The 12,264-nt window shown below is 57.3% G+C and carries 14 protein-coding genes and 1 pseudogene; 13 read left to right on the top strand and 2 right to left on the bottom strand.

Annotated elements, in window-relative coordinates; all coding sequences use genetic code 11:
- Nucleotides 1-18: 18 nt before the first annotated feature.
- The 12 genes and pseudogenes from rfbC to OR1_RS16135 all read left to right on the top strand — a co-directional run bounded on the left by rfbC (nt 19) and on the right by OR1_RS16135 (nt 11,133).
- On the top strand, nt 19-585 hold the full coding sequence (gene rfbC, locus OR1_RS16180; protein ID WP_041973001.1) for a dTDP-4-dehydrorhamnose 3,5-epimerase: 567 nt from the start codon (nt 19-21) through the stop codon (nt 583-585).
- Nucleotides 575-1,504, top strand: coding sequence for an NAD(P)-dependent oxidoreductase (locus OR1_RS16175; RefSeq protein ID WP_041972998.1), 930 nt, complete (start codon nt 575-577; stop codon nt 1,502-1,504). Before rfbC ends, OR1_RS16175 begins: the two co-directional genes overlap by 11 nt.
- Nucleotides 1,505-1,510: 6 nt before the next feature.
- Nucleotides 1,511-3,094 carry a hypothetical protein gene (locus tag OR1_RS16170; protein ID WP_041972995.1) on the top strand — a complete coding sequence of 528 codons (1,584 nt, stop codon included), beginning with the start codon at nt 1,511-1,513 and terminating at the stop codon, nt 3,092-3,094.
- Nucleotides 3,087-4,046: a glycosyltransferase gene (locus OR1_RS16165; protein WP_041972993.1), complete on the top strand. Its 960-nt coding sequence runs from the start codon at nt 3,087-3,089 to the stop codon at nt 4,044-4,046. The genes OR1_RS16170 and OR1_RS16165 overlap by 8 nt, the downstream gene beginning before the upstream one ends.
- Nucleotides 4,043-4,861, top strand: coding sequence for a glycosyltransferase family 2 protein (locus tag OR1_RS16160; protein WP_041972990.1), 819 nt, complete (start codon nt 4,043-4,045; stop codon nt 4,859-4,861). The genes OR1_RS16165 and OR1_RS16160 overlap by 4 nt, the downstream gene beginning before the upstream one ends.
- Before the next feature lie 25 nt (nt 4,862-4,886).
- Complete coding sequence (locus OR1_RS16155) at nt 4,887-5,702, top strand: glycosyltransferase family 2 protein (protein WP_052440541.1); 816 nt, start codon at nt 4,887-4,889, stop codon at nt 5,700-5,702.
- 7 nt (nt 5,703-5,709) lie between these two features.
- On the top strand, nt 5,710-6,786 hold the full coding sequence (locus OR1_RS16150; protein WP_041972988.1) for a glycosyltransferase family 4 protein: 1,077 nt from the start codon (nt 5,710-5,712) through the stop codon (nt 6,784-6,786).
- Nucleotides 6,787-6,849: 63 nt separating this feature from the next.
- Nucleotides 6,850-7,299 (top strand): annotated as a pseudogene (locus OR1_RS22865) (glycosyltransferase); the annotation flags it as partial.
- Between the two features lie 52 nt (nt 7,300-7,351).
- A complete protein-coding gene (locus OR1_RS22860; RefSeq protein WP_370543367.1) occupies nt 7,352-7,981 on the top strand; it encodes a glycosyltransferase in 630 nt (209 codons plus the stop codon).
- Complete coding sequence (locus tag OR1_RS23105) at nt 7,982-8,482, top strand: hypothetical protein (RefSeq protein ID WP_305047298.1); 501 nt, start codon at nt 7,982-7,984, stop codon at nt 8,480-8,482.
- Between the two features lie 58 nt (nt 8,483-8,540).
- The gene (locus tag OR1_RS16140) at nt 8,541-10,412 is read left to right on the top strand and encodes a YfhO family protein (protein ID WP_305047297.1); all 1,872 of its coding nucleotides are present in this window, start codon (nt 8,541-8,543) and stop codon (nt 10,410-10,412) included.
- On the top strand, nt 10,399-11,133 hold the full coding sequence (locus OR1_RS16135; RefSeq protein ID WP_041972986.1) for a tRNA1(Val) (adenine(37)-N6)-methyltransferase: 735 nt from the start codon (nt 10,399-10,401) through the stop codon (nt 11,131-11,133). The genes OR1_RS16140 and OR1_RS16135 overlap by 14 nt, the downstream gene beginning before the upstream one ends.
- Here the strand turns inward: OR1_RS16135 and OR1_RS16130 are convergent.
- Nucleotides 11,130-11,621 carry a DUF721 domain-containing protein gene (locus OR1_RS16130; protein ID WP_237754321.1) on the bottom strand — a complete coding sequence of 164 codons (492 nt, stop codon included), beginning with the start codon at nt 11,619-11,621 and terminating at the stop codon, nt 11,130-11,132. The genes OR1_RS16135 and OR1_RS16130 overlap by 4 nt on opposite strands.
- Nucleotides 11,614-11,871, bottom strand: coding sequence for a hypothetical protein (locus tag OR1_RS16125; protein WP_041972984.1), 258 nt, complete (start codon nt 11,869-11,871; stop codon nt 11,614-11,616). Before OR1_RS16125 ends, OR1_RS16130 begins: the two co-directional genes overlap by 8 nt.
- 86 nt (nt 11,872-11,957) lie before the next feature.
- Between OR1_RS16125 and OR1_RS16120 the strand changes: the two genes are divergently transcribed.
- Entirely contained in the window at nt 11,958-12,206 is a 249-nt protein-coding gene (locus OR1_RS16120) for a DUF3343 domain-containing protein (protein WP_041972982.1), read from the top strand.
- Nucleotides 12,207-12,264: the final 58 nt, after the last annotated feature.

The raw sequence follows: 12,264 nt of genomic DNA, 5'->3' as shown, positions 1-12,264 counted from the left end.
TGCCGAGGAGTTGCACGTATGAAGTTTGTTGAACTCTCCATACCCGGATGCTATGAGATTGTGCCGACGATCTTTCGCGATCTTCGGGGCAGTTTTGTGAAGACCTTTCACCAGGGGCTTTTTGAGGCCCAAGGGCTGGCCACCGAATTTGCGGAGGAGTTCTACTCTCTGTCTTATCGCAATGTGGTGCGGGGGCTTCATTTCCAGGTTCCTCCCAAGGATCTGACGAAAGTCGTCTATGCCCTGGTCGGGGAAGCGATGGACGTGCTGGTGGATCTCAGGAAAGGCTCGCCGATGTTCGGCAGGTATGCCGTTTGTGAGCTTGATGCCGCAAAGGCGAATATGGTGTATATCCCATCCGGTGTCGCTCACGGGTTTTATGCCAGATCGGAGCAGGTGCTGATGGTGTACAAGGTTTCGGCGGTCTACTCTCCGGAGCACGACAGCGGCATCCGCTGGGATTCTCTCGATATCCCGTGGCCTTGCAATGAACCGATCATCTCGGATCGCGACCGGAATCTAGTTCCGTTTGAAAGTTTCGAATCCCCATTCAGCTTCTGTGCAGGGGGCGTGGATGGCCGGTAGCGGCAACCATAGAATCCTGTTGACCGGTGCTACCGGTTTTGTCGGCTGCCACCTTGCCCGAAGTTTGGTAGCAGACAATGCCGATCTCCATGTAATCGTTCGAGAGGGATCAGAGATCAGCCGCCTTGGCCAGATTCGCGACCGGATCACGCTGCATTTCCATGATGGGACCACGGAAGGGATGGCGGGCATTGTGGCGGACGCTGCCCCGAAACTGGTGTTTCACCTGGCGTCCCTGTTTCTCTCCGAGCACCGTATTGAAGATGTTGAACGGCTGGTTAGCAGCAATATACTGTTCTCTTCCCAGCTGTTGGAAGCGATGGCCCGAGCGGATGTCCGGTTGCTGGTTAACACCGGCACCTCATGGCAACACTACGAGGGCAAGAGTTACTCGCCGGTCAACCTCTATGCGGCAACCAAACAGGCTTTCGAGGCAATAATCCAGTATTACGTTGAGACTGCAGGGATCAGAGTTGTCACGCTCAAGCTGTTCGACACATACGGCCCTGACGACTGGCGTCCCAAGCTGTTCAAGCTGTTACGGAATATTGTCGAAAGCGGCGCTCCCCTGGCAATGTCTCCCGGGGAACAATTGCTTGACCTGGTTTACATTGATGATGCCACAGCAGCATTCGTTGTTGCGGCCGATCGTCTGTTATCCGGAACGGTGAACGACCATGAACGTTATGCTGTTTCTTCCGGATCACCCCTAAGGCTGCGCGAAATCGTGGCGGCATTCGGTAAGGTTCTGGGGAGCGAGATCCCGATCCAATGGGGAGGCCGGCCATATCGGACTCGCGAGGTGATGGCGACCTGGAAGGGACCGGTTCTGCCCGGATGGGCGCCGAAAGTGTCTCTTGCCGAAGGACTGCAGCGGATGGTTGCATACTCATCTTCGAGCAAACAGGAAAGGGGCTGAATCCCCTTGTCAAAACGGATCATCTTCGGGGTATCGGCCTCGTGGCTACGTTTCGTCCTGGTCACACTGATTGGGCTGCTGCAGACACCGCTGCTGTTCAGATATCTCCCCCCGGCAGAGCTGGGGCTATGGTATCTTTTTTACACCATAGCCGCATTCCTTGCTTTGTCCGATCTCGGGTTGCCATCGGCGTTCGGTCGCGCGGTTTCATACGTATGGGGCGCTACCCGCAATAATTTGAACAAGTCGGAAGATAAAGTCCCTGCTTTTTACCGGCAGACACCTCTCGAAGATCTTTATCTGTCGGCGCTTCTCGCCAGCCTGATCATGGCTGTTGCCGTTGCGGTTGCCGGTTTTCCGTTTGCGTATATATACCTAACATTGGTCACTGCCGACCATGCCTTGATGGATCGCGCGGCATGGGCCTTGTTGTTTTTCCTCGGTGGGGTTATCGGCAATCTTCTGGCTGCAATTCCCAATGCCTGTTTGAGCGGCATGGGGGATGTGGGGTGGGACAATCTCTCCAGAACTGTCATGCAGCTGGTGGGATTCCTCCTGATTGTTCTGTTGTTGCCGCTCTTTCCGGACATAAGGCTGATGTCACTGATTTTCCTTGCCCAGGGGGTGGTCTCATTTGTGGGGGGGCACGCGCTGTTGGTCTGGCGCCACAAACTCCCCCCATTCTTCGGGGGGAGTGTCAATTATCCGGTTGTGCGACGGATGTACGCCGAATCGTTTCCGGTGCTGGTGACCAGGCTCGGGGTATGGCTGGTCCTGGAGTCTAGCCTGATGATCGCGGGATATGTCATGGGGGCTGGAAAAGTCCCTGATTTCGCAGCACTGCGGCAGGTTGTCATGATGGGAATGAGCATCCCGACCTCGATCCCGATTGCCCTGGCACCATATGCCGCAGCTGCCTATTCGGAGGGGGATCTCCAAAAGGTTCGCTATTATTATCGGAAAGCGGTAAGGTTTTCGCTTCTCCTGGCAGGACTCTGGGCTGCAGGTTTGCTGGTCTGGGGGCCGAAGGTAATGGATCTCTGGCTCGGGAGGGGGCACTTTGTCGGCTATAGTGTGCTGATCCCCATGGTATTGGCCTGCTTTCTGGACCTTCACCAAAGCGCCCACGGCTTTTTCGTCTGGAGTGCCGGCAGGTGGCCCTTCATGAAGTCATCAATGGCAGCGGGGGGGCTAAATATAGTTCTGGCCTATTGGGGGTGCAGATACTACGGTTTTGCCGGTCTCGCTTGGGGGACAATGGTCGCACAGCTGGCAACCAACAACTGGTACGGAGTATACTATACCGTTCGCCATCTTGGGACGGCTCTTTCCGACTATCTCATGCGGGTTTTTCTCCCGGCGCTCTGCTTCCTGGCGCTCCTCATCGTGGGGGGAATTTTTATCCGTATGGGGGTTGAGCAGGCACTGCCGGCGTCCGGGATGACCGAATTCTCCAAAAGTATGTTGTTTCTTGAGGTCGGAGCAGGGGTAGTCCTCACAATAATTTTGGCAATACTGATCGGTTGGTTTGCGCTCTCGGCAGAAGACCGGTGCGAACTCAAAGGCATGTTCAGGCGGCGCAATGGCTGACGGAAAGCCGGATAAAGATTCTAATCAAACATCTGCTCCTCAACCGCTGCTTTCGGTTCTGATTCCGACCTGGAACCGGGTCGAACCGGTTGCCGCCGCGGTTGCAAGCGTGGGGACCGGTTCCGGAAATCTCGAAATAGTAGTTGTTGATAACGCATCCGATCCGGCGATATACAGTGAACTGCAAAAGCGGTTTACCGGGGTTCCTCATGTCAGATTATTCCGGAATGAGCAAAATATCGGCATGGTCAGGAACTGGAACCGCTGTATGGAGCTTAGCCGCGGGACCTGGCTGGGGTTGCTCTGCTCGGATGACCGTTACCGGGTCGGGGGAAGCGCCCGAATCCTTGAACTACTGGGAAATACGACCGACCCGGCGTTGATCGTTCAGGATCCAACGATCATGGACGAGATCAAGCGTTGCCCGGCCGGTAACGCCACTGTAAGAGAACTGAGGCTGCCGATAGCATCTGGCAATTTTTGGCACCGAGAGGTGGTCGAGGCCCTCGGTCCTTTTGACGAACGGTTTGAATACAGTGCAGATGCCGAGTACTGGTACCGCATTGCCAGCTATTTCCCGGTGTATAAGGTACGCGAACCGTTTGCCTTTTATGAACAGCATGAAACCAATTACATGTGGCAGACCTGGCGGAAGGCGGATTTCCTGGACCAGACTGCCCTGCTGGCGCGTACTGTTGCCGGACATATGTTCCGCGACGATCCGGAAAGAGAACGTCTTATCTCTGCTGAAGAGGACAATCGCGTTTGGAGCACCCTGACGACAATAATCGAGAACAGCTTTCTGCATAAAGATCGTGGCGACATCTTTGCCCGTTATTTCAGCGAGGCGTTCCGGAGGGCCGGGAGTGTTTCCCGCAAAAGGGAACTGTTCATGAAGCTGCTTTACGCGGCCAAGCACCGGCTTGATGCCGCCAAGGGGGGGCGAAGATGAAGGACCGGATCACCTTTCTGATTTTTACCTATAACGAGGCGCGCCGGATCGAATATATCCTCCGTTGTTTCCTTCCATACGGGAATGTGGTTGTTATGGACAATCACAGCACGGACAATACGGTCGAAATCGTGGAGCGGATGGGGGGCACGGTCTATCAGCACGATCATCCCGGCTATGTCGAAGAAGAGTCGGTGGCGGCCAATGCCCTTTCCAAGGTCAAGACCGACTGGGTATACTGGGGGTATGCCGACGAACTGTTGCCGAAAACCGTGTTGACAAAGATGCAGGAGGTGGTGGTCGAAGGGCGTTACACCATGGTGCGGATGCCGCGCAAGAACCTGCATTACGGCGTTGAGAAGTTGAACTTCGATTCCGGTGGGGCCTATCCGCGGTTTTTCCGCAAGGAAGTGATGGACTTCGCTGGAACCGAGATCCACCACTTCGGCAGGTTTGTCGGCAAGGAGGAGGACGCCCTGACTCTGCCGGTCTGTGACGGGTATTCGGTCTACCACTGCAGTACGTACAACCTGCAGAAGTTCGAGATCGCCCACAGCAAGTATTCGGACATAGAGGCGCTCCGGGGGAGTTTCTCCCCGGTACGGATTTTCACCGAGCCGGTGAAGTGGTTTATCAAGTGGTATTTCCTGCGTGGCGCGTGGAAAAGCGGCTGGGCCGGATTCATAATGGTCATGCAGTATGTATTCTTTTTCTTCAATCTCCAGGCCAAGAGATGGGAGCGGGAGAACGGTATCACTCTCGAATCAATCGAAGAGAACTACGACCGGGTCAAGGAGCGGCTGCTGCGCGAATGACTGCCCTCTGGCTGCTGAGGAAACTGTGAAAATCTCGGTTGTCACCATAACCTATAACAGCAGGGAGTTTCTGGAAGAAACGATTGCGAGCGTGCTCGTCCAGGGATATCCGGAGCTGGAATACCTGATCGTCGATGGCGGTTCCACGGACGGCACCCTGGATATCGTCAATCGGTACGCAGTGATGCATCCCTGGATCAAGTGGATCTCCGAGCCGGATAGAGGTATCGCCGACGCCATGAACAAGGGGATCAGGCTGGCAACCGGCGATGTCGTTGCCCACCTGCATGCCGACGATGCCTATCTGGACGGTACGCTTGCCGAGGTTTGCCGGGCGTTTGCCGCCAATCCAGGCGCCCGATGGGCGACCGGCAGGATCAGGTGCGTGAATACCGCAGGCGAAAGGCTTTATGATACGGAATTGAAGCGGTCATATAACCTTTCCGATATCCTTTACGGCAATATTATCAGCCACCCGGCCACATTTGTCAGGCGATCGGTGTTTGACGAGGTGGGGCTGTTCGACCCGGAACTGCGCTATTCAATGGATTACGACCTCTGGCTCAGGATTGCCGCGCTGGAGCCCCCGATCCTTATCGACAAGGTTCTGGCAAAGTTCCGGGTTCATCCGAATTCACTCTCTTCGGCGAATATCCTTGCGGCAATGGCTGAAGAGCATGCGATCCGGCAACGAAACTGGGGAGTGCTCTCAAGCAGGGCCAGGCTGGCCGCCGAGTTGCGCTACCACCGGGAAACTATGCTCATCAGGCTTGGTCTGAACAATTTCCGCAAGAGATTCATGCAGAGGCTGACCGGTGTTTTGCAATCTTCCGACCAGTGAGAGCCTTATGACACGAAAACCGCTCAAGGTTCTCTTTGTGATTCACGATGCCCGGCGCGGCGGAGTCCAGTCGGTCATGCTGCGCGTGATCTCGGCCCTGGACCGGCGGCGCGTGGAGCCGACGGTGCTGTTCCCTTTTGACGGTCCATGCGCTGCGGAGCTGAGACGCCTGGGGGTTCATGTGGTTGCCGCAGGTGAGCAGTCCCCGTTTATCTGGAGATTCAAGCGGTTCACGATGATTCCGAGGCTGTTGAAACTCGCCGGACAGGCGGACATTGTGCATCTGAACAGCACCAAACTGGCTCTGCCAGCCATTGCGGCGAGCATGGCCGGAGTGCGGACGATCTATCATCTCCATGAGCTCCCCGGAAGGATAGGCCCGATCCTCAGTTCTGCCATTGGCCGTGCCGACTGCGCGGCGTTCTGCTCCAACACCTGTGCCGGCCATTTTGCCGCGGTCGCCGCACGGAAAAGGGCGGTACTCGTGAATGCGGTGCCCATGCCGTCTGTTGCTGCCCGGCCGAAGCCTGGGGTGCCGAAAATAGTCATGTTGGGGAGCATCAACCGCGCTAAGGGGCAGGATCTGCTGCTGGACGCCTTCCCCCTGGTTCGCAGCACTGCCGAACTGCATTTCTACGGCAATGTCGGGCTATCCGCCCGTCGTTATGCCCGGGCTCTGAAGGAGCGCGCAATTGACAAGGGAATCGGTGACCGGGTCTTTTTTCATTCGCCGACCGATGATGTCCCCGGAGTCCTTGCCGAAACCACTCTTCTGGTGCATACTTCGCGACAGGAGTCTTTCGGCATGGTCCTGGTCGAGGCAATGGCAGCTGGAATACCGGTGATCGCCAACGACTTGGGAGGAATGAGGGAAGTGGTTGCCGACGGGGTATCCGGTTATCTGCTTGCCCCCGGAGATATTGCGCTGCTGGCGGAGAAGATTGACTTTCTCCTGGCCGACCCGGAATTGCGGGGGCGAATGGGTATGGCAGGGCGGGATCGCGTTCGGGAAAAATTCGATATCGCGACCCGGATCGAGGACTATCACAAGCTTTATGAGGAGTTGGCTTCAGGTGGAGCGTAACGGGTGAAGATTGTCTTTCTCGCACCGTTCGGGATCAGACCCAAGGGGACCCTGATCGCCCGGATGCTGCCGCTGGCGGACGAGCTGCAGCGGCTCGGCCACACGATAACCATCGTTGCGCCGCCATATACCAATCCGGAGGATTCCGGAAAGGTTGAGACCGTCCGTGGGGTCAAGATCCGGAATGTCAAACTCTGCGGGAGCGGGGCTGCTGCTGCGCCAAAGCTTGCCTGGCGGATGTACCGGGCCGCACTCGCCGAGCAGCCGGACTTGGTCCACCTGTTCAAACCCAAGGGTTACGGCGGCCTGGCTGCCATGCTTATCACCGGTTTTCGCAGCATGGGGGTCCGCCAACCCCCGCTGTTGGTGGATATGGATGACTGGGAAGGGCGGGGCGGGATGAACGACCTGCACCCCTATTCGCGCAGCGAAAAGGCGCTGTTCCAGTTCCAGGAAGACCGGATCCCTTTGCAGGCCAAAGGGGTGACCGTAGCAAGCAGGGCTCTGCAGGCCAAGGCCTGGGGGATGGGGATTCCGGCCGAACGGGTGCTTTACCTGCCGAACTGTGTGGAGGATATCCCCCCGGGGGGATGGCACGGCCGTCAGGGAGCGTCTCGGGATTCCAACAACTGCGCCGGTGCTGCTGCTCTATACCCGATTTTTCGAGTTCAGCCAGGACAAACTGCATTTTCTCTTTGCCGAGATCCACCGCCGGGTGCCGGGGGTGCGCTTTCTGGTCGTCGGCAAGGGACGCCACAACGAAGAGGAGCTGCTGCTGGCAAAGGGGGGAGAATTCGGGTTTGCTTCCGCCCTGGTCATGGGGGGGTGGCTTGAGCCTGCGGATATCCCCTCATATTTGGCTGCGGGGGATGTTGCCATTTACCCGTTCAGCGACAACCTGATCAACCGATCCAAATGCCCGGCCAAGCTCACCGAGATCCTGCGGGCAGGCGTGGCGGTGGTGGCCGACTCAGTCGGGCAACTCGCCGAGTACATCAAGCCAGGGGTATCGGGTGTTCTGTGCCACCCCGACGACTGGCAGGAGATGGCGGACCGGACCGTGGAACTGCTCCTGGAACCGGGGCTTCGGCAGCGGCTTGGAGCTTCGGGACGTGTGCACCTGCTGGAAAAATTCGCCTGGAAGGGCTACGCTGAAAAACTCAATGCATTTTACGAAGGGTGTTGGAACAGATAAATGACCGAGCGCAAAAAAGATCTGCTGACTATTGCTGCCCTGCTGGGGGTGCTGGTCGCCTTTTTCAGCAAGATCCTCTTTACTACCAAGATTATCCGGGCACCGGACATCATCAACGAATTCTACTGGGGGGTGGTTGAGTCCAAGCGGATGTCGCTTGGCGAACTGCTCGATTTCGGTCAGGTCAAGGCGGCCTGGGATATTTACCTCAACAGCGGCTTTACCAGCGAAGGTGCCTATGCCGCCGTACATCTTCTGATTCACCAGAAACTGTTTTTTTACTTCATGCCGGCCCCGGAAAGCGTGGCCTGGTTGATCGTGCTGAACCTTTTTCTGGGCGGCACCGGGCTGTTTCTTTACTGCCGGGCCATTGGAACCAGCCGGAAGTCCGCTTTCCTGGCCGGGCTTATCTTTGCAGTGGCCCCGGAAAATGCCTCGCTGATCAATGCCGGCCATGTCATGAAGATCGCCACCATCTCGCTGGCGCCATGGGCATTTTAGTTTTTTTGAGCTTGCATTCCGGAAAAGAAGACTGATTTTTTACCTCTCTACCGGACTGGTGCTCGCGCTGCAGTTCTTCAACTCCCACTGGCAGATCGCCTATTACACCTGCCTCGGCATAGCGGTATACGGCGTGCTTCGTCTCGCGGCAACCATTGTTACTCGGGAGGAACAGCACACGGGCCGGCTCTTGCGCCTGATCGGCGGCTGCCTGGTCGCGGCACTGTTTTTCCTCTCCACGGTCTCGATCAGTCTTATTCCCATAACCCAGTGGTCCAAGGACACCAACCGCGGCGTGCAAAGTGGGTCAAACCAGGGTAAGGGCGGGTTGGCCCGCGAAGAGGCGATGATGTGGTCGCTGCCGCCGGAAGAACTGGGCGCATTCGTAATCCCGGGATTCTTCGGGCTGTCGCGGCAGGAAGGGGGGGAGAACCCGACCAATATCCGTTCCTACTACTGGGGCCGGATGGTATTCACGCAGACGGTCAGTTACATGGGGTTGCTACCATGGCTGCTGGTGCCGTTACCGCTCATCTTCCGGCGCGACCGTTATACCTGGATCGCTTTGGCCGCAATTGCCGGCAGCCTGTTCTTTTCCATGGGGCAGTATACCCCTTTCTACAATTTCCTTTATGACCACTTCCCCGGAATCAACCGGTTCCGGGTCCCCAAGATGATGATGTTCATGACGGTGATGGGGTTGGGGGTAATGGCGGCCCGCGGCCTAGATCTGTTGCTCGATGCCGAAATCCGGGCAAGAAAGGCTTTCAGGCGATATCTTGCCGGCATTATCGCGCTTCCCGTCGTACTGCTCCTGATGTTGGCAAGCCAGATGGCAGCGCAACCGCAATGGCTGGGGATCTTACAGAATTTGATCTCCGAGCCGAACCGCTATGAGCAGGGGCCGCAGTTGTTGGCACAGCGCTGGGGCAACCTGGTTTTCGAGACCGGTTTTGCCGCCGGCCTCGCCTCTCTGCTGGCGCTGGTCTGGGTTGCCTTTGCCCGCTCCTGGATCGGCCACCGAACAGCGCTGTTTCTGCTGTTCGCCCTGTTTCTTGCCGATGTCTGGAGGATCGACGACAAGTTCACCTTCCTGATCAAGGTGCCGAAGCAGACCCGCGGCGAGCGGACGCCGGTAATCGATTTCCTGGCCAAAATGCCTAAGGAGTATCGCGTCCTGCCGATGGACGGCACCGATCCGATGCAGTACGTTACCAACAAGATTCCGGTGTTCTTCACCTCCAATGCCGTTCAGAGTACGCGGTGGCAGGAGTTTCTGGATGTGTTTTCGCTCAATTCGGCCATGCCCGATATCATGAACATCAAATACCTGATCCAGGCCCCGGCAGACTATCAGGCACAGCGCGGCTCTTTAGCTAACAGGTTTGAGCCGGTTTTCACCTCGCCTGATGGCGGGCATGTCATTCTGGAAAACCGGTATGTGCTCCCCAAAGCGTGGCTGGTGCCGTCCGTGGTGCTTTCTCCTGAGCCGGGGCAGTTGCTGGGCATGCTCCAGAGCCCTGGTTTTGATCCGCGGCGGATTGCCCTGGTCGAATCGGCGCCGCCGATACCGCTTCCCTCTCCGGCCGAGGCGCCTTTTCCGGTTCCGGGCGCGGTGCAGATCGACCGTTACGAGGGCGAGCATGTCTCCATGAATGTATCCACCCAGGTGAATTCAATCCTGGTGATGGGGGACAAGTACTACCGCGCCTGGAAGGCAACGGACAACGGCAAGGCCACTGAGATCTACCCGGTGGACCGCGTCTTGCGCGGGGTTTACCTGACCCCCGGCAATCACAGGATCGAGTTTGTTTTCGCCCCCTGGTCGTTCCGGGTCGGTAGCAGTCTCACCTATGCCTCCTTTGCCTTGTATGCAGTGGTTCTGGGGTGGGAGTGGCGACGCAGGCGCACGGGTTATGCCCAAGTGTGAGGAGACGGTTGATGAATTGCGTCGCTACGGCTTGACGCTCAAGCAGCCCAGGGACGGCTACCGGTATTCACTCGATCCCGTGCTGTTATGCGCCTTTGCCGGGGAACGGGCCAGGGGCAAGTCTGTAGTCGACCTCGGCAGCGGCTGCGCTATAATGCCGTTGCTGCTGACCGCTCATTACGGAGCGAAAAGCGCGGTCGGGGTAGAGTTTCAGCCTTCAATGGCACAGCTTGGCGAGCGGAACGTTGCGATGAATGGTCTTGAGTCTGCGGTGCGTGTTGTTGCTGACGACATTCTCAACCTGCGCAGCCGGTTCCCGGTTTCCTCGTTCGATCTGGTGTTGTCCAATCCGCCGTTTCGCAGCCCCTTTACCGGCAAGACCAGTCCTAAGGCCGGGCGCGACGCCGGCCGGCATGAAACCACCGCTGGGCTCAATGAATTTCTCTCTGTTGCCAAATATCTCGTTAGGCCTGGTGGCAGCATCTTTTTCGTCTATCACCCTTCACGGCTGCAGGAGTTCATGGTTGCTGCCGGGGAGCTGAAGCTGGCTGTGGCAAGGCTCAGGATGGTGCACGGCACGGTCGGCGCCGGAGCAAGGATCTTTCTGGTCGAGCTGAAAAAAGGGCGGAAGTGCGATCTTGCTGTTGAGCCGCCTCTGGTGATATACCGTGGTGACGGGAGCTACGATGACGAGGCGGAACAGATACTGGGGGAGTTTTAATCCTTCCGGTTGGACAGGTGCAGCGAGTAGAGCGCGGCCAGCGTATTGCGGAGTTCCGGGTCAGCCAGCTCCTCGGTGGCCTTGGCAACAGTCTCCAGCTCCTCGGGGGTCAATGGCCGCGGCTTCTTTTTGGGGAGAGGTCTTCTGACGGCATCATCGGGGTCTTTCCTCAATGTGCCGGCCTTAAGGTAAATATCTTTGACCAGCTCTTCGCCGGTCGCCTCATTGAGTTTTTCGCGGATCTGGCTCTTCATGAAGTTGAGCTGCTGCAGCCAGGGGGCGCTGGAGACCACGATGGTAAGCACGCCGTTGCGGATTGCGACCGGTTTGGCTCGGGATGCTATCTGGGCGCCAACCGCACTGTTCCAGACTTCCCAGATGGCACCCTCCTTGAGGCGGTTTTCTGCCGGGGTGCCGCTGAAGAGCGTGGCAAGCAGTTGGGAAACGGCTACCGGCCGTTTCATCTTGGGGCGGGACGGTTTAGCCACTGCGCTTGAATCTCCGGTTGATCCGGCCGCCGATCAGCTGCCCGGCGACTGCCGCGCCGAGGGTAATCGGGATGAAGTGCCAGCTGAAGCCGGACTTGATCCTGAGAAAGATGATCACCGGGATCGAGATGTGGACGTAGAAATACCAGGCAAAGGTGAATTTCTCGCAGTTCTGCCGCAGGTAGCCGAACGGCAGGTTAATGAGCAAGGCCAGCAGCGTTACCCCGAGCAGTTTTAAGGCGGAATCCATGAACAACCTCTTTCCGCACATACTAAGCTGTTTGCAGATATTTTGTCAATGAATCGGGGTACGCTGCACGGAAATGGAGGCGGATTTTGGTAGCTGATGGCGATTATGTGGTTGTGTTCCAGTCGATCCACCGGGTAATGAAGGCGGAGAAGCTCCTCAAGGGGAAAGGGCTGGCGGTGCTCCTCATCCCGGCGCCAAGGTCGATAACCTCTGACTGCGGCCTGGCGCTGCGTTACGGTGCGGATATCCGGGAGTCGGTGGAGCAGGCGCTCACCGAGGCCTCGCTGCTGCCTGAAGACCGGTATGTCAAAGATGGGGAGTACAAAAGAATATAGCGAAAACTATATGGCACAGCAGAATGCTCCAGCTGCAAGGCGTAGCGTATGTTGAGGA

This window comes from Geobacter sp. OR-1 (assembly GCF_000813145.1).
GTDB lineage: Bacteria > Desulfobacterota > Desulfuromonadia > Geobacterales > DSM-12255 > Geoanaerobacter.
This window is presented reverse-complemented; position numbering and strand designations above follow the sequence as displayed.

Bases quoted from the DNA above. Each gene is read 5' to 3' on its own strand.
- rfbC (WP_041973001.1), top strand. From the start codon at position 19: ATGAAGTTTGTTGAACTCTCCATACCCGGATGCTATGAGATTGTGCCG.
- OR1_RS16175 (WP_041972998.1), top strand. From the start codon at position 575: ATGGCCGGTAGCGGCAACCATAGAATCCTGTTGACCGGTGCTACCGGT.
- OR1_RS16165 (WP_041972993.1), top strand. From the start codon at position 3,087: ATGGCTGACGGAAAGCCGGATAAAGATTCTAATCAAACATCTGCTCCT.
- OR1_RS16160 (WP_041972990.1), top strand. From the start codon at position 4,043: ATGAAGGACCGGATCACCTTTCTGATTTTTACCTATAACGAGGCGCGC.
- OR1_RS16150 (WP_041972988.1), top strand. From the start codon at position 5,710: ATGACACGAAAACCGCTCAAGGTTCTCTTTGTGATTCACGATGCCCGG.
- OR1_RS23105 (WP_305047298.1), top strand. From the start codon at position 7,982: ATGACCGAGCGCAAAAAAGATCTGCTGACTATTGCTGCCCTGCTGGGG.
- OR1_RS16135 (WP_041972986.1), top strand. From the start codon at position 10,399: ATGCCCAAGTGTGAGGAGACGGTTGATGAATTGCGTCGCTACGGCTTG.
- OR1_RS16125 (WP_041972984.1), bottom strand. From the start codon at position 11,871: ATGGATTCCGCCTTAAAACTGCTCGGGGTAACGCTGCTGGCCTTGCTC.